Consider the following 24,529-nt stretch of genomic DNA (forward strand, 5'->3'; position numbering starts at 1 on the left):
TGGCGGCGTTTTGGATCAACCGATTCATCGTCTGTCACAGTTTTGACTCTGGGGTTCTGATATGAACGAATATAAATTTTATAAAAATACATTCTACGCGTATGCGTTGAGAACAGAATATGAGTCAGCCGGCTCATGGCCCGCCGTTGGTGTCGATGTTAGCGAATCTGTTTTTACTGAATTCACTGGCAGTGCGCCAATCGGTAAGATACGCATTGTTGGCCCCGATGGTCTGCCTGCGTGGGGGGATATTCCACCGCCAACACCTGAGCAACTACAGCAACAGGCTGAATCCCAGAAACGTTACCGTCTGTCTCAGGCCGCAAACTCAATAGCCCCGCTCCAATACGCCGTTGACCTCGAAATGGCAACGGACGCAGAACGGGCGGCACTGACAGCGTGGAAACGATACTGTGTGTTATTAAACCGTGTAGACTGTTCGACAGCACCAGATATTGACTGGCCTAAAGCGCCAGAGTGATGGTTAGGGGCGCGACGCCCCTTTCATTATTTCGGCTGTTCCGGCCATTGGATATCGGGCGCGGCACAATTCAGGCGAGTTAATTCAATGCTATATAGCTCCCAGTTATTCAATAAATTAATTTCATCATCAGTTGCCATTTTTCGTCTGGTAATGCGTGTCAATCGCATAATCTGGGTATCAGCGGCATCCAGTAAATGACGCTTTTTTCGTTCTGCCTGTTGCTGTAATTCTCCAGACGTTGGAGGAGGAATATTAGCCCATGCAGGCAAACCATCAGCTCCCGCTATACGTCGCTTTCCCTGTGGTGGTCTGTCTGCCGCAAATTCCAAAAATACAGATTCAACCACCTCTATACCATCATCCGGCCATGTCCCTGCATTAATGTAGTTCTGTTTTATCGATAACAAATAGAACATATTATTTTTCGCGCTGTATGTGTACATCATCAAATCCCCACTGCCCACCAAAAAATATAGGTGCCATCATCTGGCGCCCCCGCACCCTGGTCACACGTGATAACTGCATGCTGGCCATCATTGAGATTAAAAAAATAGGCACTGGAATTATCACCACTTGCATGGGTATACGATGGTGTCGCCAGTCCCCCAAAACACCGATGAGGAAATTCCAGCGGGAATTTAATGGTTTCAGATGATTCGGCCAGCATATTATCTGTATAACCCCATTGAAACATCAGACCAGTATCGCCACATTTCCACCATCCGTTTTGTGCTGCGCCGGATGTGTTTTTATCCACCGTTCCCGCTAAACCGAGGTTTTTTACAAATTCAGACGGGTTAGGAATGTCTGCGCCATTCTGCGATTTTTCGAGGCGATTATTGGCATTATCGTTAGCCGATTTAACCGCTCTGGATGTTGCCGACTGCGTTTCGCTGTTGCTGTCCACTGCGTTGCTCAGTTTAGTAATGCCCGAGACATTCAACGACGCCGCAGGAACATTAGAGCTAACAGTTTCCCGTAACGCACTGAGTAGCCCGTTTTGCAATGCCGCCAAATTCCCATCATCTAACGCGTCACGCCCGGTTGTCTCTGCAATAAACTGAGCGACAACGCTCGCAATTACTGACGCCTGCCGCCAAACTTTATTCAACTCCTGAGATTTAGCCACGCCCGAACTAAAACCGTTAGTACGTGCGGCCAATTTGCCGTACTCGTCATTTGGTAACACATTTGCCCCGTCTGCCAGTCCGAACGGGAGAAATTCATTTTTTGCCATAATATCCTCACAGTTTTACTGCCCAGCCGCCGGTGTCAAAACCCGCGACATATTCGTTATTACCGTCAAAACCAAACAGACCACCAGCGGCGGCGGCGGCGGCGGAATTAATATAATTATTCACTCGCACGCTCTGGGGTTTAATGTTCAGATATCCCTGCCGAATAACCGACTGGACGATCTCAGCTATCGCGCAACCGGTTAAAAAAACGTCCATTGTCATGTTCTGGTTATCCACAAAAAAAACACGGTTATCCGGTAATATCCTCTGATAGATTTTCTCCAGCATCTCACTGGAACCATCCCAATGATTCGCCTCAATTTTCACCCGTAACAGCGTTCGATAGGTTTCATCGTCCAGCTCAGTAAACCCGCTAGCACCATCAAACCGCCGTTTCAAAACCCCCTGGTCAAAACCAATGCCTACTATATCCAGAGAGAAATACACTCCGGCGATGGGCGTTTTCACATAACGCGACAGCCCCACCCATTCACCAACCGCATCCAGTTGTACGCCTACTGCATAATCCAGCGAGAATGCGTTATTTAACTGTAGGGCGGCATTACCTATTTCAGAGAGTGAGCGAGTGATTAGGTCAATGTGATCAACGAATTTAGAGGCTGTACGGTGTTGCGGGGTGATGAGTTTTAGGTAATCTCTCATGTCACCCCCAGTTTTATGTTGTCGGGTTTACAGGTTACTGCCTCGTTGAATTTGGTTTTCAGGTTGGCAGCGGTTACCGATCTGGCTGAACGGCCTATTTTTATCTCGTGAATATCATAGGTTTTTCCCTCCTCACCGTCCGGTAAATTCGCGGGTAGATACAGTTTGGTCAGGTAAACACTGTCACCGATACGGATTGAATCGATGTAATTAACGATCGCCGTTTTGATTCGGTCAGCCACCAGCGTGGTGTACCCCTCAAATGGTGTCAGGTGAATTTCTACATAGACGTCAACATCTACCGGACGAGAAAAACGTATCGGGTGCACTATCTGATAACGATCGGGCACCTTGATAACCGTGTCGCCGAACGTGCCGCCGCCGGGGCCTTTTTTCAAGGCGATAGTCTGAGCGATTGCGCTCGCATCGCCTCCGTCAACGATCATCGCGATGGAATGGGGTGGAATGCCGTACTCATCCGTCTGGTTAGTGTCGTTTTCAAACCCGCGCAATCGTGAAACGCCGTGTATCAAACTGATTGCGCCCTGCACGCCATCCAGTACCGTTCGCGATGGCAGGGCCACAGATTTGCGCTGGCGTATCCGTAAATCGGCATCAGTCTCAACAGCTCGCCCCTGAGTGGCCACCGAATGGTTTCTGACTGACTGCCAACCGCGTGTTGGCGTACCAATTTCAGAAATATCACCTGACGCAGCGGTAATTGCTCCGCCCGTCTGACAGGTCGCTGTAACTGTTATGGTTCCATGTGTACCGATGATAACGTTATCCGGCAGGCTCCACGAATAACCCTGAGTATCGCGCACAACCCCGTTTTTGATGACGGTTCCTACCTGCCCGATGATCTCCACGTCACAGGTCGATTTTGTTGTTTTGTGACGTGACAGTCCATTAATTGCCACGTTATTGGACAGTGCGGCTCCAGTGGCTGTTGACGGACTGTACGCGTTATAGGCGTCTATAAATGCGTTATTCGCATCGTGAATTGCCATCGCGTAGATGGCGAGCATCTGCCCGTCTTTGCTGTCCGGTTCCAAATATGCATCGTCTCCGTAAATGTGCCTGAAATATCCTCGTAATCGTTCCAATACGGTTGGGTAATCGGGCGCGGTAACGCCGCTCGCGGTAATTTTGGCTGCGAGCCCTAGTGTGTCTAGTTTGAGCATAATTATCGTTCGCTGGTTACTGTGGTTTTGCCGTAGCGGGTGTTGATAGCGGCAGTGATGGTAATTTTACGGGTATCAGGGTCACGCTCGGCATCGAGCGAAGCAATTTCAGTTACACCCACCGTACCGAGAATGTGCTCACGCAGAGCCATCACACTGGCATAATTTCTATCTAATACCGCCTCCCGGTAGGGCGTGCCCTCCGCCGTATCTAAAAACCAGTCCCCGCGCCATAAATCAAGCCGTGTTTTTACCGCCTGTGCCACCGCCTCCGGCGAATTGATCCAGAACGTGTTATCGCCCTGCCCAAATGAATAATCGTCGTTATCCTCTCGCCGATATCGCATTATTGTGGCCCTCCTGTCGATCCGCCGCCCGTTTTAACCCCGCCGTGTGTATGTTTCATCTGGCTGATACCGCCCGCCGTAACATCGTTTTTAACGGTAACGGGGCCGTTCATAGCTGCCGCGCCGCCGTTAGTGCCCATTCCCTGTGACAGACCCCCGTTAATGGTCACATTACCGTTGAGCACGATTTCAGGGGAGTTGATTTCTGTTCCGCTGTCAGCCGTGGCGGTCAATTTGCCGGGGGTTTTCACGGTAACGTTATGACTACCAGGAGACAGCTCTATATATGCTGCGCCGTCGTCTGTCCGGAGTTGGGCAGTACTGGTGCTGATACCGCCTATTTTTCTCGCCTGCGACTGAGGGCCGACAATGGCAAATCCATCAGACAAATTGTGCTGACGGAGGTCAACCGGCTCCTGAATGCCGCCGTTCTGCCACCAATAATCAATACAACGGTCGGCAAAAATAACTAAACATTCATCTCTAGGCTGAATAGGAAATGTTAGGGTGACACCGCCGCCGCGAGGAAAAATCACAGGTACGTCCACTAACAGGGGCAACGCGACCGATTCGGTTTTGCCCTCGCTATTGGTGACTGACCAACGTATTGCTGGTTGTGCGGTAACGGTCACCGCGTCAGCATTGAACGACTGAACAATGCACGGCACAGAAACATATAGCCCCGAGTTGATCGCCTCTTTCATTAATATGAACGGCGTTTCGGGCTGGTTAATACGTTCAAAATTAGTAATCATGCTGGCCTCACATCCGCCTGTATTGCTGACATGTTCAATAACGTTTGGTCAGATTTAGCCACGCAAATTAATTCCATGTAGTACGTGGTTTCGCGCGTATCGCCAAAATAACTGACATTGATAACAACGTAGTCGCCGTCTGCATCAATAGGTGCCGGTTGCTCGAGTGAACCCTCAGAACTGTCACCCCGAGCGATACCGCCCGTTGATATACCCGCCTCATTAATAGAGGCATTATCTATCCTGATTAATGTCTCTGGCCTGATTTTAGGATTGATGAGGCATTTAACATTGACCCCCCCGCCGATGGTTTGTTCCGGCGTACCGATCAGCCCAGTTTCAGAGGTCAGTACAACAGCCTCAGTTAAATAGGTGCGTTTGGGAATAATGTGACATTGGCCGTCCTCGTAGCGCCACTCGGCACCGTTCTGTTTTGCCAGAATGCTGAGTTCGTCGCGGTGCATGCCAAATAAAACTTTGCCGCGTGGGGCAACGTTTTTATTTAACTCAGGCCGCACCCCGGCAACTATTCCGTATTTCTCGATATCTCGCATCAGCACCCGGTCAATATCCTCCTGAGTGTAACCCGCCGATACTGTGATATTGATCACTGCGTTGTTATAGGGCTGGTCGCCGTCCCCCGCCTGTATGACCACGTAGGTATCAGTCGGGCTATCGCGGCCTGTGTAGGTGTACTGGATCTGACCTGAAAAAATTTGCCCCAAATTACCTCGATAACCCGCGCTGAATTTCAAAATCTTATACTCGTTTGCGCGGATCTTTGCTCTGGTTTCGTCGTTTAGATTATAAATTTTGAAAATGCCCGTCGCTGGGTACGCGAAACTAGGGCGTGTAATGGAGAACGTTATCTTAAGAGCCGACAGGTCGATGCCCTCACCCTGTTCATCTGCAACAATCAGGCTGCATTCGCGCAACCACTGTTTTGACATAGTGACCCCTATAAAAGAAAAACCCGCCTCGGCGGGTTCAGATTGGCTAACGTGTGGCTACCTCATGTATCGGGTAGTCAAACTCACCTATGCTACATTCATCATGGATGAACCGCATACGGTTAGATAGCTCAGAGATAACTTTTTGGGCGGCGGTCAGATCTTTACGTAACCGCCAATATGCCTCCGCGTCTACTACGGTTCTCCCGCTCATTGACTCTAAACCCTGTAGTTCACCGTCGCGGATAGTAACCAAATATCGCCCGTTTATCCCATTATTTTGCTCGCTATCATAAAAACGAACACTGGATGTTTTACCGTTTTCACCAACTGCTATACTCGACATGTCTATTATTCCTGAATTTGAGTGTTAGACAGTCAGTAGAAGCCCCTAAACTGCCCCCGCGGTTGAGGGGCTTCGCCGTTTTATACCGATATAATTTATCTCGTTATTGTAACGTTTTGTAAAGCTACGCGTTTATTTTATTACTAAATTTGCGAACCCACTCGAACAATCAACCAATTATTCTCGCCATGAAGCCGTAGACTCGCTTTTTTCACTTAAAATTCTTTACAATATAGAGTTACATTTTGCAGTAACTAATTTGAATTAATTGATTTACGAGAGGAAGCCATTGGCGAGCGGTGTAAAAAGCCCCTTAACGGGGCTGGCTTTGTTACAGATTTAAAGGCTAAGGCGACCCGTTTCATTTAGGCTTTTCTGGTGAACTCTGGCCATACCCGCCCAATGAGAAAACACTATTTCACCCCTAAAGATGGACTGACTAGCCGCCATTTTCCACGCTAGCCTTGATATGTCGGGGTCCCTAGCAGTAGCTAACCAATCTTTAACTCCGGCGATGATTGCCCTCTTACACGCGTTATTTATATCCGCCTTGGCATACACCGACGTTTTTTCGCATGATTTAGCTTGCTTAACCAGCGTATTTTTATACATATATGGGTATGAAAATAAGGGGCGACCGTAAATCGTGGGGTTTCCGTACTTTTCGGTTTTGTTGCCGTCTCGATCTCTAATGTTATATTCTTCTAATCTGGCATTATTTAGTAACGCAATTGCGACGTTCACATAACCGTCGTTACTGTACGAAAATTCAATAGGCTGAGTATCTGGCAGCGTTGCGTTTTCCGCTATCTCTCGATTTTTCATTTCCGTAAAAGAATCCGCTAGACCCTTCATCATCGGTATAATTTTTTCAGGGTCAAAATACGTATATTTAAATTTTTTATTGTCAGCAATGTATGATTTAAGGAAGGCTTGGTCTCTCTTTTCGCTCATTTCTGACGCACCGTGCTTAAGTAGCTTTAGAACACACTCAGCACTGTACAAACATGATTTAGTCGGATTGGAGAGAGTAATCAAATAATACATACTATACCCTAGCCCGGATGCATTTTGAGAATATAGGGTGCCTTCTCCCCCCTGCCCCTGAATGATTCTAACGATATCATCTGCGGTAACTTTATTATCTTTTAATTTAACAGTATCCCAGTCTATTAATGATTTTCCACCTGAGGTATGAGTGTCTTTATCCTCATTAAATATTGTAGCTACAGCTATCAACGAATCGATAGCTTTACTATCTAACGCTATCGTTCTTTCTGCGTCTGGGGGTTTGGACAACGCACAACCTGAAAGAAGTAATAAACTCAAGCAGAAGATAACGTTTTTCAATTGAATAGCCTCCTATTAGGTATTTATTGCATAAAGTATAGCCTATTGGTTTTTCCCAAATCATCTCTAATGGCCTCACTTTGAGGATTATCGCACACAAATACAAGCGAACCGTTAAAACCTAAATAACTATGTTGCTCCAAAATATCCGCGCCAAAAACTAAGGAGACCCCCATTACTATTGGTTCACTGTTAGGGTGCATAATATCTAAAACCCAACCTGCACAATCTCGCCACTGTAATCGCATCCGGTAACTGACGCCGCCCAATTGAATATCAAATTGTTGGTTCTCTGCCTGTAATGGGATCTCGATAATATTCATCGGAGTACATCTCCTAGCCATTCAACCCCGTTTTTTACGGGTGTTAAGACGCCCCCCGTGCTTTCATTTATTTTGCTTAATATACTTTCGCGTTGTTTCGGAACAACAGGTGTTTTAGTGCCCTTATCAACAACCGGAGCCGTATCCAAGGGGAACGTCATCCTTTCCGGTGGTGCGGTAACTACGACTGCCTGAGTCTCCACAATAATCACCTCGCGCAGAGCCAACGTTACCATCAGCACATTCTCCGATGTTTTATCTGTAGTGACCTCTATTGAACGGATCAGCATGTTTTTATACTGACGTTTCCCCGTGGTGACGTCGAACGGCTGTTTCGAGGCTTTCAACTCTAATAATTGCTGATAAATTTCTGCGGGGCTTTCCCCTAGTGTTGCTCCGGTATCGAGATCAAATATTTTTGAGGTGTCGAAGCCATCAATTAACGAACCCCCGCCAGCAAAACCAATTTCCATAGTGATCTCTGACGGCGTGTCATAGGCGTGATCGCTGATGGCGGCACCCCGCTGTACAGGGTGTTCGGTAATTTCAGTCGCGTCTTGGTGCCTCTCAGAGATCACAACGCTGGGTACTATCATCTCTATTTTTCTCGTATTCTGAGAAAATAACGTTGATAAAATGTCCATTAGCCCACCTTAGTTTGTAAACTGCGAACGAGTATTGCATTAGTGCGTTGTACCGACTCGCTGGTTAGTGCCGCGGCTTCACGCGGGGATTCAACACCGTTAACCGTGATATTGTAATTTGGCGCTATCGTGGTCTGGGTATTCGCCCCGCCCGCTCCCGCCCGCAATAACTCAGGGGTATAGTCGCCAACTCTCCTGCTCATCATGCTATCAACGTTCGCCTGAGCGTTATTAACTACGCGAGAGTCTATACCGCTCACCATATTGCCGATATTCGCCATTGCGTTATCGAGTACGCGAGGGTCAAAGCTACTGTTTGTAGCTGGCGTTTTTGGCGTTTTTACCGGTTCTTTGGTTGGGTCTTGGTCACCGGTGATAGCCGCCATGACCAACCGTTTATCATAGGGTAGCGGTTTTCCGATTTCCTCTACACTCATAGCGTTCATCAGGGCGTACATTACATCGTGATTGTTTAAATCAAGACGATCATCCCGCCTGACGCCTAACCGTTGTGCAACCCTATTGATGTAATCCTCTGTACGGTTTTTATCTTTTCCGCCCGGTGGCGCCCATTTCTCTATTATGGTTTCAACAGATTGGCGATTAACGTTATCTGTCAGGCCGTTGAAATAGCGCCGCAATTGCCACGCGGTGCGCTCCAGCCCCTCATATGCTGTGGCGAACTGAGCAAAACGTTGCTCAGGGTGGTTTTCTACCGTTGCACCTCTTTGTTTGGCGAATTCCATATTCAGGGGGTTATTATTGCGTTCCCCGCGTGTATTCCCTTTGGCGTTATTCGGAGAATATTTCTCATCCAGAATCTTATTCGCCTCATCAAACGTTAGCTCATGGCGTTGAATTTTTCGCTGTAATTCGCTAACAAAGGGATCGCCCGTCGGTATGTCCACCGTAGTTTCGTTCAGGTGATACCCGTTATTCTGGCTCGCCCATTTATTTTCTATGCCCAATGCCTGACCCGCATTACCGGCTAAACGTTGAAGATCTCGTTTATTGGAATTCCACGACGCCTGAGCACTGGCGGCTATATTGTCCCAATCAGAGACTAAATATCCCCCATATGCCAACCATCCCGCCCGGCGTAACAACTTAGTCAAACCGCCTTTGCTCACTTCTTTAGACAGTTTCCCCAGTGTTCCTAACACACTGGTCAACCATTTACCCGCAAAAAATATCGCAAAGCCCCAAAAAACATTTTCCCAACCGCCAAGCGCATCCTTGATATCTAGCATTCCGTCTTTCAGTTGCTTGATGTTTTCACCGACTTTTTCTAAGGTACCTTCCCATTGGCCCCAGTCAATCAGAGATTTCCCGCCCTCTTTCCATGTCATATAGTCATCATAAAGTAAGAAGAGCGCGGCCATTAACGCCGTAATAATGCCTATAGGGGATGCTAAGAATTTCGTATTCAACGCCGACCACGCAGCGGCGACCAGCCCGAATGTCTTAATCAGACCTTTGCTACCTTCGTCTAGTTGCTTCCACCAGCCAATTAAATCCTGAATGCCCTTGGCTCCGCGAAAGACCATCTGCCCTAGTATTTCGGACATGGCGAGAATCGCATCCACCACGGACAAGATAAATTTTTCAATGGTCGGCCAGTGTTTCAGTATCAGGTTGGTGAATTTCTCTATGCTGGGAGTCAAAGTACGGGCAAGTTCGCCACCGATCTTGTCCTTCGCCGTACCCATGACCGTCTTCAATTTATAGAGTTCAGTCATAAAGGTGTTGGCGTGTTTGGTGGCTGCCGTGGGGTTATACCCCATTGTGCGCATTATCTTCTGATAATCAGCGGTATATGCGCCAACACCCCGGCGCATCGCCATCAGGGTGTTTTCATCAATGCCAAGGATGCTCGCATACTGGTTTGCCCGGTACGTTGGCAGTGCCGACAGCCGTTCGCCCACCAGCGCGACCAACGAGGCGGTATCGCGTAAATTGCCGTTGGCATCACGGGTCTGAATACCCATGTTACGGAGGAACCCCTCGCCACCGGGATTGTTGCGCAGGAATTTGGCGACGTTCTCCAGCGATGAATTCAGCCCCTCGACAGTGCCGCCCGCCTGACTGACTGCGTAACCCAATGATTTGATCTGTTCAGCGGCTCCGCCTGTGCGTTGTGCCTGCCAGTAGAGTTTATCCAAGCCATTGGCGGCCACGACTGCGAAACCCACCACCGAAGCGGCGGCGCTCTCGACTACTGCGCCCAGTTTAAGAACATTCGCGGTGACGCCTGCCACTACCGCGCTAAATTTTTTCTGCCCCGCGTCGTCCAGCTCAAAACCCAGCGAGATTAAAAAATCCCGGATTGTCTCTGCGTTAGTGTTGCTCATTGTGCCACCGTGCTATTAGCGCTTCGTTTTCGGCCTGTACGTCCAGCGCATCATTCATCAGGGCGATACCGGCCAGATCGATAACGCCATTTTCTAATGACTCGAATGTGCACATGCCCGCAAGAACAGGGCGCATAACGTAATCACGCCCGTTAGGGAGGGTTTCCAGAGTTAAACTGAGCTGGCCGGGGATAGCTCGCCGCTCTCTGGCAGTGCGGGAAAAAAATTAAGCAGCGCGTCTTTAATGACCTGTCCAACGATTTTCAGTAAATCCAACCCGTTGATATCGTCAAACATCAGTTGCTGGCTGGTGTAAATACCGCTCCAAGAGCCACCGGATTCACGGCTGACCACAGACAGGCAAATATCATTGATTTCATATCGATTTTCTTTCCCCAGCGAACGAATGGCGTCTGCCAGTGGTGCCAGAAAATCCACCATATTTTCTCGTGCGAACGCTGGTCGACCGTCCATACCCACAACGGAGGGCGTCAAACTGTCCCAAATTGGTTTAAGTGCCGGAATAACCGGTACAAGCGCGACAGCCAGATCCTGTTGCTGAAATGCGTTCATTTTTCCCGCGCGATATTTTTTACCATTGATTTCGAATTCCATGTTATCCCCCGTTAGAATGTGCCTAATACTGTGTCGATTTTGCCGCAGTCAAATACCCAGCTCACTGTATTGCCGGTTTTGGCGTTGGATATGTCCGGTATTTTCTGGAACGCAACCGAACGCGCCGCGATGGTATCCCCGCTCGCCGTGTTGCGGATCAGGATGAAATTGTTTCCCCATGTTGATGAAGAAAATTGCTGAGCGTTGTACATCAGCATCAACTTGGCGTTAGCGGGGGAGGTTTTCAGTAGTACAACTGTGATAGTGCCGTTTTTGCCTGCGCTCAGTGAGTGCATCACCTCACCATCCGCGCCAACGGTCATAGTGTTTTTAGCGTCGGACATTGCAACGGTCAGCCCCTCCTCAGAGGTCGCCGCGCCATTAGCTAAATTCACATGTCCGCCTACCCCTGTTATCGTGGCGGATACGTCCTGAAATGAATAGGTAGCCATTTAATCACCTGTTTACATTGATAATGACGTCTGCGAAATGCACCGCACCCGCGAGTTTAATCGCGCATTGGGTCAGCGGCGCTTTGCGTTTTTCGCGTTCAGCCTGCACCTGTTCGGCGATGGGTGCCGCGTAGACGTAGTACCCCTTGGTCAGCATATCACCCCTGTTCAGTGCTCCGAACGAGTCCCCTCCCCAAACGCCCGGCGCGACCAACCCGTTGTTGACACCCTGAGACAGTGACTGCTCGACGTTGGCCAACAACTGCGTCACGCCCTCATCGGTCTGGGGAATTTTGGTTGTACTGGTGTACATCAGGTTATAGAGGTTAGTCTGGACGTAGTTCTGCAACCAATCCAGCCCATGGCGTTCGTCAATAAACGTACCATTCGCCATGACTCCCTCCTGGATAATGGCGGTGTCATTGTTGTAATGTACAAAGACGTTGCCATTTTTGGCGCTCAACGCGCGGGCTTGGGTTGCCGTCAGTAACTCAGCACTAATAGCCGGTTCCTGTTTGAATTTCAGGGTGATTGTGGTTCGGTTGCCCTGAAAATTCACGGTAAACATCCGGCCAAATAGTGATGCCACCGCATAGGGTTGGGCGGAGTATTGCCAGAGCGTGCGGCCGAGGAACGCCCCTTTTAGCTGTGAACCAATATCCGTATCTACATCAAGGTCTAGTACGCCCGTTTTGGTGACCGTGTGGCCGTAAATACGAGACACTGACGCCGATTCGATATAACGAGCGACACTCAGTACGTCATTGTCTGACAGGGTGTTATCGGCAATAACCAGCCCGTACCATGCTCCTGATACTGATCCTAATGTCGCCACTGCCTCAGCGATAGTTTCAGGTGCCGTAGGGTCGATGACCGTCGCGCCTGACGTCGCGTCCAGTTTCAGTATGTCCCCGATATAATTGCCGCTGGCGGCACGTGTGACATACCCCAATTTTCCTGATGTTTGTAGTGAGACAGCAAAACGGGACGAAATGCTGTCCCAGCGTACCGAGGCGTTTTTCAGTTTTTCAGCCAACCGCTCAGCGACACCGTTCAGGTTAGTCTCACGGCTAAGATCAATACCGGTGATGGCCGTCTCTTTACCTTCAATGACCCATTTGAACGAGCCGTCGCTAACCGCTGTAAATCGGTTCATGACCTGTTCAGGTTTGGTTAGTACCGCACCGCGCAGTGCTGCCGGCGTTTGCTCTTTTGCCCACCGCCCGATATACAAGTCAACCGGTTGGGGTGACTGTGAGTAGTACAATGCCGCTGCCTGATACTCTGGCGTATCCATGCCAAAATCGGCGCCAACACCCTCGATATCAGTGTAGTAGCGCAGCCGTTCGTGCGTATTGATCACGTTACTGGCACCGACTATCAGTAACGAACCAAAATTTCTGGACGATGCCGCACGCGGCGCCATGTTAATTTTGACGTTAACGATGCTAGAAATAGGTAAACCCTGCATAGGGATTAATCTCCAAAAAATTTAATGGGTGCGTCCGTCAATGGTTTGATACCGTACTGGCGCACCGTTTTTCGCCGCAATGTGATCGTGATGTCATAGCGGCGTACCCATTGGTTATTGATGAGTTCAGGGAACGATGTGATCCGGGAGTGTTTGACAACTGACAACCCCAACTGGTTGAGTTCGGCGTTGTTCTGGCTGAGACTCACCCCATCCCGAAAACGTGAGGCATACCACTGACTACGCGGCCCGTAGAACGAAGCCGAGCACTCGAACACTTCGTGTCGCCAGAGTTCGCCTGACTGATCGGTTTGGTTGGCATAGGCCGGGTTATCGTCCGCTGGGATTTCCACCACGCCAAAACCGCACCAGTCGGCATCCGCCGGAGGCTGTGCTGCCTGTACAGGCGTCCAGCGCGGGCGCACCATGCCTTTAGGTAACCCTGATACGCCCCGCAGCCATTGACTGAGTAATCGTTCTAATGCCTCATCGTATACTGGTTCGCTATCAGGTGTTAACCATCCCGCGCGCTCCGAAGTGTTCATGGAGAACCCCCGTCAAATGGCAACAGTTCACAGTGTGCCTGAACAAAACCCGCCCCATACGCTGTGTACGGGTCAACGGATTTAACCAGATAGTCACGGTTTTGATAGGTGACGATATCCCCGATTTTGCCAGTCGCTCCCGCTATCAGTCGCTCAGTGGTGATAATCAAAATATTGCCGGTGACCGTCTGCCCTGACAGTCGGATTTGGGCCTCAACTGAGCGGTCTACTGTCACTACCCCCGAAAACCGGGTGACAGGGTCCTGCGTAGTTGGGAATCCGTCATCATCAATCACCGTCTGTCGGCGTCTGTAGGCCAGTGATGGATCGCAAAAATCAGGGTCGAACAACACATCAGTGACGTCTAATAATGGCATGTTATTTCTCCGATTTATCCCGAACAACATACGTGATAGAACGACGATAACTACCGGTATCTATCAGCGGGCGGACATTATCATTGCTCGATGAGTTACCCGCGAGTCGGCTAGCCAACTCAATTTTCGCGCCTTTACGCCCTCGTCTGGCACGGGCGGTAACAGTCGGATCGGCCAGCGGTTCAAAATCATGGGTAGTCATGTAGCGCTGGACACCCTGAACCGCGAACATACCGGCTTTATTCAGCGCTTTTTCGGCTTTGTCCTGTTTACCGTCTAATACCGCCTCCGCCGCGATTTTCAATTGCTCAGTGGTTTTATCCTCCACCGAGCGAATACCGGGGCGAAGATGGGGACGCGCCGGGATATTTTGGGCGGGTGAGCCAAATTCATTGATATAACCGATGCCGGCATTACCGAACTGCACGTCGTCCCGGTTGCTATTCTCAGCGGGAACGCCTACTAGCACATCCCGATTGCCAATGGTTTTTAGCGCATCCAAAATGGCGGTAGCTTTGTCAACACGGATTTTTAAACCGCTTTTCATAGCTGGATACCCCCGGCACCGAATGTTAACGACAGTTCGTAGAACTCTGAGCCGTAGCGGGTGTTATTCCAAAATCCGGCGTTCGGGTTCAGGGTTGTGCCTGTGTCATAACTGACGCTCACCTTATCCACCGATTTGGACGACACCACACCACTATTGGCTCCGCCCGTGCCTCCGCCCGCCATTGACCGACTGTCCGCTGCCCACAGTGCCATGTAATGAGCTACCATCAGCTCTACCAGATAAACAAACATGTCCCCCAGCCGGCCTTCATCCAACTGTTTATCCGCCAGATTTAACCGGAACTGGATTTGTGCGTCGGGGAATTTTTGAATATCGGAGAACTGAGAAAAATCGGCGCGAAACTGTGCTACGGAGGGGAGTTGCCTATTTTTTGTTGCCCCCATTTTTACCCCCATTAGGCGCGGATTGCGAATCGCCCAGCATCAACTCAGCAATTCGGGTATCGCGCTCCTCCAATTGCTGAGTTAAAACAGCAACCTGTTTGTCGCGTTCCGTCAATTGGTTGGTCAGGTCGTCAATTGCGGATCGGAGTGCGGTCAGTTCGGCGTCATAATCTGCTGGTACAGACTCATCCACCGTGTCAATGGTCTCCGCATGAGCCTGTACGAACCAATGTTGAGCGATCGCCGATGAAACATCATGAACACCGACAGTAAAATTTTCCGATTCGCCGTTATCGTGAGTGAATCGAAATTCGGTATGTACCCGTATTTTCATTTAGATACCGTCCATATAGTTCAGTGTTTCTCGGTAGACCAGCTCAACCGCGCCTAATTTGCCGTAGTACGTCACCATCTGGTACAGGCTGCGATATTGGATCGGGATGCTCTGCAACGGCACCATCGGGAACCGGACGAATTTTTTGTCATTGGTGTACGCTATCGCGCGGTCTTTACCTGCCACACCCGCGCCCTTCGCCCATTTCACTGCGCGGATATCCAACGGAATGCCATTCTGGTGATATGCGATAGTGTTGGTTTTCAGGTACGTTAACAGGGATTGGTTACCCGCCGAAGAGACGATAATGGACGACAACAACGCAAATTGCTCAGGCGGAATCAACAAATCGGTCGGCACCATCGTGTAACCGGAGCGCGCCCACGCGTCGCTCAATATCTGGTTAATGCTCTCTCTGATTTCGTCGGGTGTGGACTGCGCCCATGGTTTACGCGCATTACCTAGACCCGCGCGTTTTTGGTTCAATAGCCCCTGTAACCCCAGTCCCTCGTCGCCCATGTACACCTGTTCGTCGATGTCCATGTTCCATTTCAGCATCATGCCGTCATGTTTTTGGGAGTCGATGGGACGTCCGACCTGTTGCGCGGCATTCAGCTCTATGACTGTCCAGCCCAGTTCCATACCCCACAGCGTTAACGGATGCCCCTCACGTTCAATGTTCACGCTGACACCCGCCAATGCCGTAGCGTTTCCGCTGATCCAGTTTTTACCGTTCGGGTTGGCAGAACCCGCAGCCGCAAATTGCGTGTTTGTCCATGTCGCCATTTCGTCTGCTATGGTCACGTCCTCGCGCAACTGCGTATCACGGCTCCACGTATATTGCGCCAATGGCAGATTGATAGTCTGGTCTAAACGCTCCAGTTCCCCTATCAAAAATGTACCGCCGTTATCAATGGTGCGTTGGTCAAATGTAGGCATTTATTCTATTCCCATTAAATTTTGTACGAAATTTCAACATTGCCGTCAGCGTCGCCCGCGCCGGTAAACTGCGCATTAGGTAGTGCCGCCGTTTCACCGTTTATTGCTACGTTCAGGAAACTGCCTAATGGGCTGTTTTCGTTTGGTTTTCCAACTCGAACGTAGACCGGCGCGCCTTTTTTGATGCCGGATGCGTTGCCATCTAATCGCACGGTCATGTACCCGCGTTTCAGGTTATCGCCCGTGTAGTTGTTGTCGGTGCCAATAATATAAGCCCTGTCCGGCATACTAGTGGTAGGATATGGGCGGACATAAATCCCCTGAATCTGGTCTGCCGTATCGCCCTCCACCAATGGCACGAAATAGCCACCGTCGTCATATCTACCTGCTAACCCATATGCAGGGAACAGGTTCGCCGATTTCAGTAATACAGGCTCGACGGTCGTATCCTGTAGGCGTGAGATAGTCCCCGCAATGCCCACCGGCATACGTTTTAAATAAACGGTCATAATGTTATTTACTCCTGTTTGCCCAAAATTCGGCGTTAGCTTTGTTTAGGTCGGCAATACTATTACCTGAGAATTTGTTACGAGCTGAATCGCCCGTGACTTGGGTATTGCGATTTTTCGCCAGCTCAGCCACCGCATTAAATGCCATATCAACGGTATGCTTAGGCAGTTTTTTGATTTCCGCATCCCCCACAATGGTGCGTACCATTGCCTGATCTGCACTGACCAACACCTGACGTTTGAATGTGGTCAATTTAGACGGGGTAGACAGGTCAATTCCTGGTACAATCAGCTCCGCTTTATATGCTGAGTCTCCAGTAATTTTTTCTTCTCTCTCCTCTTTTTCGCCATCATCTCCTGTCTGCTCCAGCTCTTTGGGATCAGTTTCGCCACCGTTATCACCCGTCTTACCTTCCAGAGCGTCCAGCCGAGCGAGCAGCGCCTTAGCCCATTCAGGGATCTGCTCATCGCCAGTTTTCATCTCTGGGTCTTCTTTAGGAAGAGGTTGCTGGGGGCTAATGTTAATGTTGATGGCTTTAGGCACCTCGCCCGTGCCCTCGTCCCCTGTGATGGACTCAGGCGCATTGTTTAGCGCCTCTTCCATCGCCGCAGAATCGTTGGTTTTAATCGCCTGCCTCAGACGTTTGAACCATGTTTGAGTTTTAGTAGACATGCTATCTCCAATTGAACAACGTGAACCGGCGCGGGCGTCTTGAACCAGCGCCACATGATTACCCGTAATTTGATATTGTTCGGCTCTACCGTTGGCCGTCTGTCGGTACTCCGCATCGTAACCGCAAGATACCTCGTCGAAGCCCCCATCTATTGCTGCTATCGCATCGGTATCTTTGATAATAAGGTCGGCTAACATCAGGTCGGATTGTTCTCCCTCTCCACGCCGAACGTTTTGAACATGCCCGTGGGCCAAATCCCGCCAGTTATCCGGGTCAACAAAAATGATGTTGCCCTCGGTATCCTCGGGATGTTGTATTGTGATGGTCATCCCCTCGAATGACGCTAGCGTAGCCTCGCTGAACACCTCTTCGGGGGAGCGTTCAACCACGATCTCGCCATCATCATCTGGCTCAAGGGTTGGCAGCTCAAAATCGGCATAAAGCTGATTACCCGTTCTGGCTATGGGTACGTCTTTACACAATAGGGAGCCGTCGGCCAGTTGGTAACGAGTGTTACCCAACCGAGTAGTAAAGAAATATTTCATGATTAATCTTCCGGTATGACGACTTCACAGTAGCAACGGCAATTAGGCAACGTGCCCGCATGACCTGTCAGGCCGTCCAGCGTCGGAGGTTTTGCCCATTCGACAAATTGCCCTTCTAGGTGTTTGTGAGAGCTACGAACATCGCCATCATGCGCAGTGCGCCAGATATAACCCGAAGAACCTATGGACACTGCCCGCGCCTGTGTCAGTGCGGTCTGTGCCCTGCCTAACTCGGTGCGGGCAATGAGTTTTGCTCTGGATTCAGCCACGTCACCCGTCTGGGCAATTTCCTGTGAGAACGCCTCATGACGACCGCCAGTGACTACCGATTCAATGGCCTGATTATGGATGTCGTACACCCGATCGGCCGCCTCTAGGGGCAACGATTTGATATACCTGATTTGCTCATCGACGATAGAGCGCATCACCTGCCCGACGGGAGTATTGTTCACCAGATGGCGCAACTCGTTACTGATTAACTGGCTGCGTTGCCGCCACTCTGTTTCGTTGTGGCGGTTCACATCGAGGGCAAACCGTTGCGCCACTCGTTGCGCCCACGGTGTAATTAACTCGCTGTAGCTGCCCAGTGCGTCCATGATTTCCGTCACGGAATCATTAGAACCATCGTAAGAACCTTTTACGATTTCGCCGACCGCTCGCGCTATCTCCCGTAGGCTCGTTCGATACCGGATTTCCGCCTGACGTGACCGGTTCAATGTTTTCACGGTCGAGTTTCGGCGGGGTTTCGGTTTCCGCATTGTTGATATCCTCATCTGTTATCGAGCCACCAATGCCAGTAACGTCTGCCGTTTCGCGAAGGTCGGTCATGGCCGCCTTGAGGTTCATCATGCCGCTGTCCAGCGCACCATTTAGCGCGTTGACGGTATTCACGGCAATGGTAGAGCGGTCTAGGTCAGACATTTGCCATAACGGATTAAACTCGAATGTAAAATCGTCCGGCAATGGCTGCTCGAACTCCGAACGGTGCATCACATCCAATAGTCGGCGGATGGGTTGACGCAACCGGCGCTCCTGCTGGGTGCCGATGTTGTCATAGTAGTTAGCTAAATCCGCGTCACCCGTTGAGAATCCCTGTGGGGACTGCCCAAACAGCCTCACCAGAGGAATACCCACCGCGCCCGCTATTTGCTCAGCAAACTGTGCTAGTACGTTATCTAGACCACTGAACGAATATTGATGGGTTTCAAACACATCGTTTTTATCCATCAGTGTCATACCCTCGTTACTCTGGAACTGCCGGATCATGTCCATGTGTTTGAGCAACGCATCCAATCGAACACCGCCCATCGCAATAATTTCACGTAATTTATCGATGCTGTAGGTTCGCAAATGTGCCTTATAGACCAACTGCGCCGCGCCGGTTGTGGCACTGTCGAACGCTGTGAGACGGTCATAAATGCGCTCAACTACTGACATGCCCCACTCATTTTCAGTCTGTGCCTGTTGGTACGGTAACGTAACCCCATCAAACCGTATCAAGCGGCTGTGATGGATTTTCCACGCGGGGATACCTCGCCCCGTGTTTGCGATGTTGTAAAATTCCGGCTTGCAAAAATCCTTACCAATCTCTTTGATACGGCGGTTTAAATCAGGTTCCACCTGCCAGCGGTCGAGAGGTAGCAACCCCTTGAATTTGCCTTTACCGATGGTTTCCGGCCGTAGTGGAGTAAAGGGTGCCTGCCCCTCGATCAGAATTAACCCTACGGCCCCTCCGTAGAGCCGTGACCATTTGATGATGTTGTTCAGATTTTCCCACAGTTCCAGCTCATCAAACAGCGATTCCAGTACGCCGCGCGCCATAGGGTCTATCTCAGACGTGATGCTAAACCCCTTGCGCGTCATATCGTCGGCCACCGAATCCACCGCCGCGCCAACTATCCATGATGAACGGTAGGCATATTCGACCAGCATCCGGTTGCGGCTCGTCCAGTTCGGGCGGTATGTGGATGCTGAGTGTTGGTTAGGCGTGTTCATCCCCACACGGGCCATCATGTTCTCGTAACTGTCAGCCGTGGGTATTTTGCGATTTTTCGCCATTAACTACCTCGTCCTAATAATTCCCAAATTTCCATCGAGATATCCATAGGGGCGTAAAGGATCATTACTGAGTCCGCCAAGTTGGGCGATTTCGTGCCATCCGGTTTTTTATTTACAATGATTTTCCCCACACCATTCACCGAATAGGTGGGCTGAGATAACTCGATTATTAATTTGTCTTTTAGTGGCATCTCGCTGGATATTGATATTAGTTCGTCGGGGTCGTACACATGCCCCTCTTTGACCGCACGGTAGGTTTTCTGAAACCGCGTTCTGAGCGACCACCACGCTTGGGCTTTAACGTTGGCAAAAAAATCCTTGTTCAATCGCGCCGCGCTAAATGCATCACCCAGCACCGCTTCCCCTTCCGGATCAAACACCGCACCACTGCCACGAAATGGCGTCGCGGTGATGGTGTCCATCCTCAGTGCGGTACGTTGGTCATTGATAATACGGGCATCACCCCGTACACCCGCCCCTAGACCGTCACTATCGAACCTGAAAGAACCTAACGTATGTGTACTACACCATCCGAAGACGCGTTCAACAGAACCGTAGATATCCGAACCTTTACCCGACCACTCCTCGATACCATCCAACAGGAGGCCATGCCGCCAGGAGAACGCATTTTTGTCCTTGCCCTCGTCCGCAACATCCATCGCGCCCATGCGAATACCGGTTGGTTGAATACCTAACTCGACATGAGCGTCGATCGAAGCCTGTACCCATTCAGACGGGATCAAAATCCCCTCAACTGACGCCTGATAGTTGATATCGACTTCCTGCGCCAGAGTGATTGGATCAAGTTTTTCCACCTGTTTGGCATACCACGCATCGTCTTTGCGCGGGTCGCCCCGCCAATGGAATGTAAAAACAGAGATACGCCCGCTGTGCCGCCGTTGGGCAAACGAGTTCGCCATACCGTTCGGCGTTGAAACATCCTGCCGACAGTTGGTCGTGGCAGACAACGACGCATCCACCAGCTCCGGGCGCTCCAGAAACGCCGATTCATCCACGAAATAGAAAGACGCACGGTCGCCGCGCCCTATGCCGTCGCCAGCCTCCCCGGTTATGACTGAGTCGGTATCAGGGAACAGAATTCTCAGGTGAGGTGCATGTTTACGCATGTCCCATGTGCCCCTGAACTCCGCTGGGAGTAGGCTGATAAAATTTCGCGCCTTATCAAACAGCGACTTGGGCGAGCCGAGTTTATCGACGTACTCTTCTTTTCGGGAGCCGAAACCTGCCGCGACACCCCGGTTGAACAGACAAATCGAGCTGGCCGTTGCGATGGTCAGCCAGCTAATGCCCATATCACGGGTTTTTTCGGTAATGCCCGGCTCCTGCGTGCGCCAGCACTCCATGAACCAATCGATCCATTCCTCCTGTCGAGGGAACAGAATAAACGGAATACGGGCGGGTAACCCTCGCTCGATGTTACGGGGGTCAGCGGTCATGCCCCAGTCAATAATGAATTGCCCCGGATTATCCCTGTAAAACGCACGCATAGGGGGTAGCAACGCGGGGTTTTGGCGAATACGTTGTAACCGCTCCATTCGCCATTCAAACACCGCGTTGTAATCCGGGTTACGAAAATCAAACGAAAACGGCACAGGCATAATCACCTCATCATTTTTTTGTAGGCGGCCTCCGCCTGTTCAGGGGTCAATTTCGCCACCTCAATTGGGCCGTCGTTAGCCCCTGTGAGTTCGTTTTTCACATTCTCGCGGAACGCCTGAACGGACACATGTTTACCCAATAGCTCCAAGTTTTTGACCTTGTCCGGCCATTTGATCTTTTTGAGGATACCGACCATATCGCGCTCATCTCCCCTGCCCTCGAACATCTCAGCCAGATTGAACCCGCTCAAATATCTGCGCCACGATTCCGGCCAGTCGGACAACGGTTTGATACTCAGGTCGTTGTTCAGAATGTCAGCCACGTCCATCTGGTCGATTTCAACGAGGCGCATCAGGACATAGCTCGCGTCGATTCCCAGTTGTTTATTGCGCGCCGCTTTCAGTTCATCGATCAGCGCGACAACATAGGGTTTCTGCATTAGCTGGTAGCCAATCTCGCTCGCGCGTTTCTGGCTGTACCCCGCTCTGATCGCTGCCTGTGTTGCATTCAAATCGACCAGATACTCACGGCAAAACGTTTTTTGTTTTGTAGTCATTTTTGTACTGGTCATAGCATTTCTCTATTTGCATTGTGTTTTGACGTATTCCTGCAACCCCAGAATCATTTGCTCTGAGATGGCAATTCGTTTTCTGAGTAACCAATAATTTCGGACAGCGGTGTCTGTAGGTCGGGCGGTGGCTGCATCATCCAAGCCGGAGGGGGCAGTGGTTTTAGGCGCGGGGCATTTGGCTTGGATGTACACCCGCTCAGGATGAGCAAGAGCAGCATCCCGTAGCTTATTGATTTCAATCTGGTCATCGGCGATTTTCTGGGTGTGTTTAGTATCCAATTCATGCAGCATTTCAATGTGCGTGTTCTGGTAGTTGATGGTGTCGGTTAGTTGCTGAATTTCGGTTGCCTGATTGCTGTTGATACCGATCTGTTTTTTGTATCCAGAGCGATATAAAACGGCCGCAGCTGATGCAACAATCAACGCAACAATAACGCCGTAGGTGAAATTGAATTTCATTCATCCAACCCCCAACATGTCAGTTCCGACTCCTGAGCACGCCGCTCTACCTGCCCATAACAGCCGTTCGCCTGCCCGTAGGTCTGACGACAGTCACGTCCACCGTCAAAAATCCAACGTTGGATCTCATCACAGGCACCTGTTTTATCCCCCGCGTTGAGTTTCCGGTAGAACGTGGAGGAAAAACACCGGGCAGGGCCGATGTTGTACGGGCAAAAACTGGCAATGCCCGCTATCTGAGGTTCAGTCAGCGGCACTCGTACATTGCGTTTAACCCAGTCAATCGCCCGCTGCGCCTCAACCCGATTCAGAGAGTCGCATTGTGCTGCGGTCAGTCTCATGCCCTGACGAACGGGAGCGCCATCTATCCGTGTCACACCCCGGCAGATGGTCCAGACGCCGCCTGCATCCCGATACGCTGACAGTCGATTACCCTCTTTTTCATCCAGAAACTGAGAGAGGATGGCCGTGGCACCTACACTGGACAGCACCAATCCAATGACCGCAGCCGTTAATTTACTCGTCTTTTTCATGTTTGCTGAATTCCCGGTGTTTGTAGTACCAGTTCACGGCGAATGTTCCCACCGTGCAGATAATGCCGACGACAATCGCCCAATCGTTTAATGACAAAGCACCGAGCATAGCTGTAAATGCGCCCCATCCGTAGGCAGTGGGGCTTGTATATTTGTCCATACGCATATTCCACCCCACTGACGGAGTGACCATTAGGTGTGTTGATCGGGAAAGCCCTCAGAATCGAGGGTGGTAGATAATTTGTTAAAAACGAGGTCTATTTAACATAATGGTCATTATGCGCACCCGAGGTTTGCAACTCAGGCAAAAAACGATGCCAAATCCCTAAAAGCGCAACTTTTCTCGCCCATAATAGCCGTATTTTTGCCATAACATTTTGTTAACAAATAGCCGCTATTGAGGTTCGGGCAAATCTCGATGGCTACGCTGTGTTTTTCCCGTTTTCGTTTTTCAGGCAAAAAGAAAGGCGCTCGAAGTTGGGCGCCTTTTCTCAGGATACAAAAAACCATTTTTAGCACAATAGCACACTTTTTGCGGCCCGCACTAACGTTTAGCAACCGACTGATTGTTTTTTAGCCTATAAATCCATATCTAATTGAATATTAAGCATATATAGACAACCCTCAATAAAACTCTCCCCGCGTTGTATCCGGTGCCTGACCTCTTTTTCATTCGTCTCAAATCGGCGTGCAATCTCGCGTTTGGAGCGCCCCAACTGGTAGTGCTGTTTGATGTACTCTAGTTCGTCATGTCTTCCCGTTGCCTGTAGCCGTGCTACGCAGAGATCGACGATCAGCCCGTCCTCGTCGCTGCATGTTAGCCGGTTGTCGCCACTGGCAGAGACCAGCCCGCTAAAACCCGCCGCGACAGGCGACCAGCCGACGCGAGTCGATTCGTTGGTTGACCAACCGCCCCACCGTACTAAAACCTGTTGAATATCTCGCATAGAATTTTGCCCTGTAGTTTCGTGTATCCTGAAAATTTTTCACTGGAAGCCGTCGCGCCTACGTGTCTGTGTGGTGCTCGCGAAAGCAAATCGCGAAGTGCTAGCATCTAAGTGGTTGATTATTAAAGGTGTACCAACCTGTAGCCGCCTGTACCATCTATTTCTTAACCTTTCCTATAAGCGCCTTATATATATAATGGGGTAGTTAACCACAAGGTTGGTACAGTTGGTACAGTTGGGACTTGCCTTATAAATCAATAAGTTTAAGTGTACCAACCTACGTTCTCCGGT

Annotated in this window: 33 protein-coding genes; 1 reads left to right on the forward strand and 32 read right to left on the reverse strand. The window is 50.2% G+C overall.

From position 1 onward, the window contains the following. The first annotated feature begins 61 nt into the window (after positions 1–61). The gene (locus PSI17_RS07765; protein ID WP_273551432.1) at positions 62–481 is read left to right on the forward strand and encodes a tail fiber assembly protein; all 420 of its coding nucleotides are present in this window, start codon (positions 62–64) and stop codon (positions 479–481) included. Positions 482–507: 26 nt separating this feature from the next. On the opposite strand, the gene PSI17_RS07770 is transcribed toward PSI17_RS07765, so the two are convergent. The 32 genes from PSI17_RS07770 to PSI17_RS07925 all read right to left on the reverse strand — a co-directional run bounded on the left by PSI17_RS07770 (position 508) and on the right by PSI17_RS07925 (position 24,238). Beyond that, positions 508–930 (reverse strand): tail fiber assembly protein, encoded by a 423-nt coding sequence (locus PSI17_RS07770; RefSeq protein ID WP_273551433.1) that lies wholly within the window; start codon positions 928–930, stop codon positions 508–510. After that, positions 930–1,721: a phage tail protein gene (locus tag PSI17_RS07775; protein ID WP_273551434.1), complete on the reverse strand. Its 792-nt coding sequence runs from the start codon at positions 1,719–1,721 to the stop codon at positions 930–932. The genes PSI17_RS07770 and PSI17_RS07775 overlap by 1 nt, the downstream gene beginning before the upstream one ends. A gap of 7 nt (positions 1,722–1,728) precedes the next feature. Continuing rightward, positions 1,729–2,385, reverse strand: a complete 657-nt coding sequence (locus PSI17_RS07780) for a DUF2612 domain-containing protein (RefSeq protein WP_273551435.1) — start codon at positions 2,383–2,385, stop codon at positions 1,729–1,731. Further along, on the reverse strand, positions 2,382–3,569 hold the full coding sequence (locus PSI17_RS07785; RefSeq protein WP_273551436.1) for a baseplate J/gp47 family protein: 1,188 nt from the start codon (positions 3,567–3,569) through the stop codon (positions 2,382–2,384). The genes PSI17_RS07780 and PSI17_RS07785 overlap by 4 nt, the downstream gene beginning before the upstream one ends. 2 nt (positions 3,570–3,571) lie before the next feature. Beyond that, the gene (locus PSI17_RS07790; RefSeq protein ID WP_273551437.1) at positions 3,572–3,916 is read right to left on the reverse strand and encodes a hypothetical protein; all 345 of its coding nucleotides are present in this window, start codon (positions 3,914–3,916) and stop codon (positions 3,572–3,574) included. Then, entirely contained in the window at positions 3,916–4,671 is a 756-nt protein-coding gene (locus PSI17_RS07795) for a Gp138 family membrane-puncturing spike protein (protein ID WP_273551438.1), read from the reverse strand. The genes PSI17_RS07790 and PSI17_RS07795 overlap by 1 nt, the downstream gene beginning before the upstream one ends. Then, on the reverse strand, positions 4,668–5,621 hold the full coding sequence (locus PSI17_RS07800; protein WP_273551439.1) for a phage protein: 954 nt from the start codon (positions 5,619–5,621) through the stop codon (positions 4,668–4,670). The genes PSI17_RS07795 and PSI17_RS07800 overlap by 4 nt, the downstream gene beginning before the upstream one ends. A gap of 46 nt (positions 5,622–5,667) precedes the next feature. After that, positions 5,668–5,967, reverse strand: a complete 300-nt coding sequence (locus PSI17_RS07805) for a hypothetical protein (RefSeq protein WP_273551440.1) — start codon at positions 5,965–5,967, stop codon at positions 5,668–5,670. A 339-nt stretch (positions 5,968–6,306) separates the two neighbouring features. Further along, positions 6,307–7,317 (reverse strand): hypothetical protein, encoded by a 1,011-nt coding sequence (locus PSI17_RS07810; protein WP_273551441.1) that lies wholly within the window; start codon positions 7,315–7,317, stop codon positions 6,307–6,309. A 23-nt stretch (positions 7,318–7,340) separates the two neighbouring features. Further along, positions 7,341–7,640, reverse strand: a complete 300-nt coding sequence (locus PSI17_RS07815; protein WP_273551442.1) for a phage baseplate plug family protein — start codon at positions 7,638–7,640, stop codon at positions 7,341–7,343. After that, the gene (locus PSI17_RS07820; protein ID WP_273551443.1) at positions 7,637–8,284 is read right to left on the reverse strand and encodes a phage baseplate protein; all 648 of its coding nucleotides are present in this window, start codon (positions 8,282–8,284) and stop codon (positions 7,637–7,639) included. The genes PSI17_RS07815 and PSI17_RS07820 overlap by 4 nt, the downstream gene beginning before the upstream one ends. After that, positions 8,284–10,635 carry a lytic transglycosylase catalytic gene (locus PSI17_RS07825; RefSeq protein ID WP_273551444.1) on the reverse strand — a complete coding sequence of 784 codons (2,352 nt, stop codon included), beginning with the start codon at positions 10,633–10,635 and terminating at the stop codon, positions 8,284–8,286. The genes PSI17_RS07820 and PSI17_RS07825 overlap by 1 nt, the downstream gene beginning before the upstream one ends. Further along, positions 10,622–10,771 (reverse strand): DUF6889 family protein, encoded by a 150-nt coding sequence (locus PSI17_RS07830; RefSeq protein ID WP_273551445.1) that lies wholly within the window; start codon positions 10,769–10,771, stop codon positions 10,622–10,624. Before PSI17_RS07830 ends, PSI17_RS07825 begins: the two co-directional genes overlap by 14 nt. A gap of 35 nt (positions 10,772–10,806) precedes the next feature. Continuing rightward, positions 10,807–11,250 carry a phage tail assembly chaperone gene (locus PSI17_RS07835; protein ID WP_273551446.1) on the reverse strand — a complete coding sequence of 148 codons (444 nt, stop codon included), beginning with the start codon at positions 11,248–11,250 and terminating at the stop codon, positions 10,807–10,809. Positions 11,251–11,261: 11 nt separating this feature from the next. Next, the gene (locus tag PSI17_RS07840; protein ID WP_273551447.1) at positions 11,262–11,702 is read right to left on the reverse strand and encodes a phage structural protein; all 441 of its coding nucleotides are present in this window, start codon (positions 11,700–11,702) and stop codon (positions 11,262–11,264) included. A 4-nt stretch (positions 11,703–11,706) separates the two neighbouring features. Then, a complete protein-coding gene (locus PSI17_RS07845; RefSeq protein ID WP_273551448.1) occupies positions 11,707–13,173 on the reverse strand; it encodes a DUF3383 domain-containing protein in 1,467 nt (488 codons plus the stop codon). A gap of 5 nt (positions 13,174–13,178) precedes the next feature. Next, positions 13,179–13,718, reverse strand: coding sequence for a phage neck terminator protein (locus tag PSI17_RS07850; protein ID WP_273551449.1), 540 nt, complete (start codon positions 13,716–13,718; stop codon positions 13,179–13,181). Continuing rightward, complete coding sequence (locus PSI17_RS07855; RefSeq protein ID WP_273551450.1) at positions 13,715–14,095, reverse strand: head-tail adaptor; 381 nt, start codon at positions 14,093–14,095, stop codon at positions 13,715–13,717. Before PSI17_RS07855 ends, PSI17_RS07850 begins: the two co-directional genes overlap by 4 nt. A 1-nt stretch (position 14,096) precedes the next feature. Continuing rightward, a complete protein-coding gene (locus tag PSI17_RS07860) occupies positions 14,097–14,642 on the reverse strand; it encodes a hypothetical protein (protein WP_273551451.1) in 546 nt (181 codons plus the stop codon). Then, on the reverse strand, positions 14,639–15,049 hold the full coding sequence (locus tag PSI17_RS07865; RefSeq protein WP_273551452.1) for a DUF4054 domain-containing protein: 411 nt from the start codon (positions 15,047–15,049) through the stop codon (positions 14,639–14,641). Before PSI17_RS07865 ends, PSI17_RS07860 begins: the two co-directional genes overlap by 4 nt. Beyond that, positions 15,030–15,383, reverse strand: a complete 354-nt coding sequence (locus PSI17_RS07870) for an STY1053 family phage-associated protein (protein WP_273551453.1) — start codon at positions 15,381–15,383, stop codon at positions 15,030–15,032. Before PSI17_RS07870 ends, PSI17_RS07865 begins: the two co-directional genes overlap by 20 nt. Further along, a complete protein-coding gene (locus PSI17_RS07875; RefSeq protein ID WP_273551454.1) occupies positions 15,384–16,322 on the reverse strand; it encodes a DUF2184 domain-containing protein in 939 nt (312 codons plus the stop codon). It abuts the gene before it with no gap. A 14-nt stretch (positions 16,323–16,336) separates the two neighbouring features. After that, complete coding sequence (locus PSI17_RS07880; RefSeq protein ID WP_273551455.1) at positions 16,337–16,831, reverse strand: structural cement protein Gp24; 495 nt, start codon at positions 16,829–16,831, stop codon at positions 16,337–16,339. 4 nt (positions 16,832–16,835) lie between these two features. Then, positions 16,836–18,050: a DUF2213 domain-containing protein gene (locus tag PSI17_RS07885; protein WP_273551456.1), complete on the reverse strand. Its 1,215-nt coding sequence runs from the start codon at positions 18,048–18,050 to the stop codon at positions 16,836–16,838. A 2-nt stretch (positions 18,051–18,052) separates the two neighbouring features. After that, positions 18,053–18,646, reverse strand: a complete 594-nt coding sequence (locus PSI17_RS07890) for a phage head morphogenesis protein (RefSeq protein WP_273551486.1) — start codon at positions 18,644–18,646, stop codon at positions 18,053–18,055. A 19-nt stretch (positions 18,647–18,665) separates the two neighbouring features. Next, a complete protein-coding gene (locus PSI17_RS07895) occupies positions 18,666–20,108 on the reverse strand; it encodes a DUF1073 domain-containing protein (protein ID WP_273551457.1) in 1,443 nt (480 codons plus the stop codon). Continuing rightward, positions 20,108–21,727: a TerL protein gene (locus tag PSI17_RS07900; RefSeq protein ID WP_273551458.1), complete on the reverse strand. Its 1,620-nt coding sequence runs from the start codon at positions 21,725–21,727 to the stop codon at positions 20,108–20,110. The genes PSI17_RS07895 and PSI17_RS07900 overlap by 1 nt, the downstream gene beginning before the upstream one ends. Positions 21,728–21,729: 2 nt before the next feature. Beyond that, on the reverse strand, positions 21,730–22,299 hold the full coding sequence (locus PSI17_RS07905; protein WP_273551459.1) for a terminase small subunit: 570 nt from the start codon (positions 22,297–22,299) through the stop codon (positions 21,730–21,732). A gap of 9 nt (positions 22,300–22,308) precedes the next feature. Further along, positions 22,309–22,758: a lysis protein gene (locus tag PSI17_RS07910; protein WP_273551460.1), complete on the reverse strand. Its 450-nt coding sequence runs from the start codon at positions 22,756–22,758 to the stop codon at positions 22,309–22,311. Continuing rightward, positions 22,755–23,291, reverse strand: coding sequence for a lysozyme (locus PSI17_RS07915; RefSeq protein WP_273551461.1), 537 nt, complete (start codon positions 23,289–23,291; stop codon positions 22,755–22,757). Before PSI17_RS07915 ends, PSI17_RS07910 begins: the two co-directional genes overlap by 4 nt. After that, positions 23,275–23,457, reverse strand: a complete 183-nt coding sequence (locus tag PSI17_RS07920) for a phage holin family protein (RefSeq protein WP_273551462.1) — start codon at positions 23,455–23,457, stop codon at positions 23,275–23,277. The genes PSI17_RS07915 and PSI17_RS07920 overlap by 17 nt, the downstream gene beginning before the upstream one ends. 412 nt (positions 23,458–23,869) lie before the next feature. Continuing rightward, positions 23,870–24,238 (reverse strand): antiterminator Q family protein, encoded by a 369-nt coding sequence (locus PSI17_RS07925; RefSeq protein WP_273551463.1) that lies wholly within the window; start codon positions 24,236–24,238, stop codon positions 23,870–23,872. Positions 24,239–24,529 lie beyond the last annotated feature (291 nt).

The organism is Xenorhabdus sp. IM139775 (assembly GCF_028598745.1).
Classification (GTDB): Bacteria; Pseudomonadota; Gammaproteobacteria; order Enterobacterales; family Enterobacteriaceae; genus Xenorhabdus.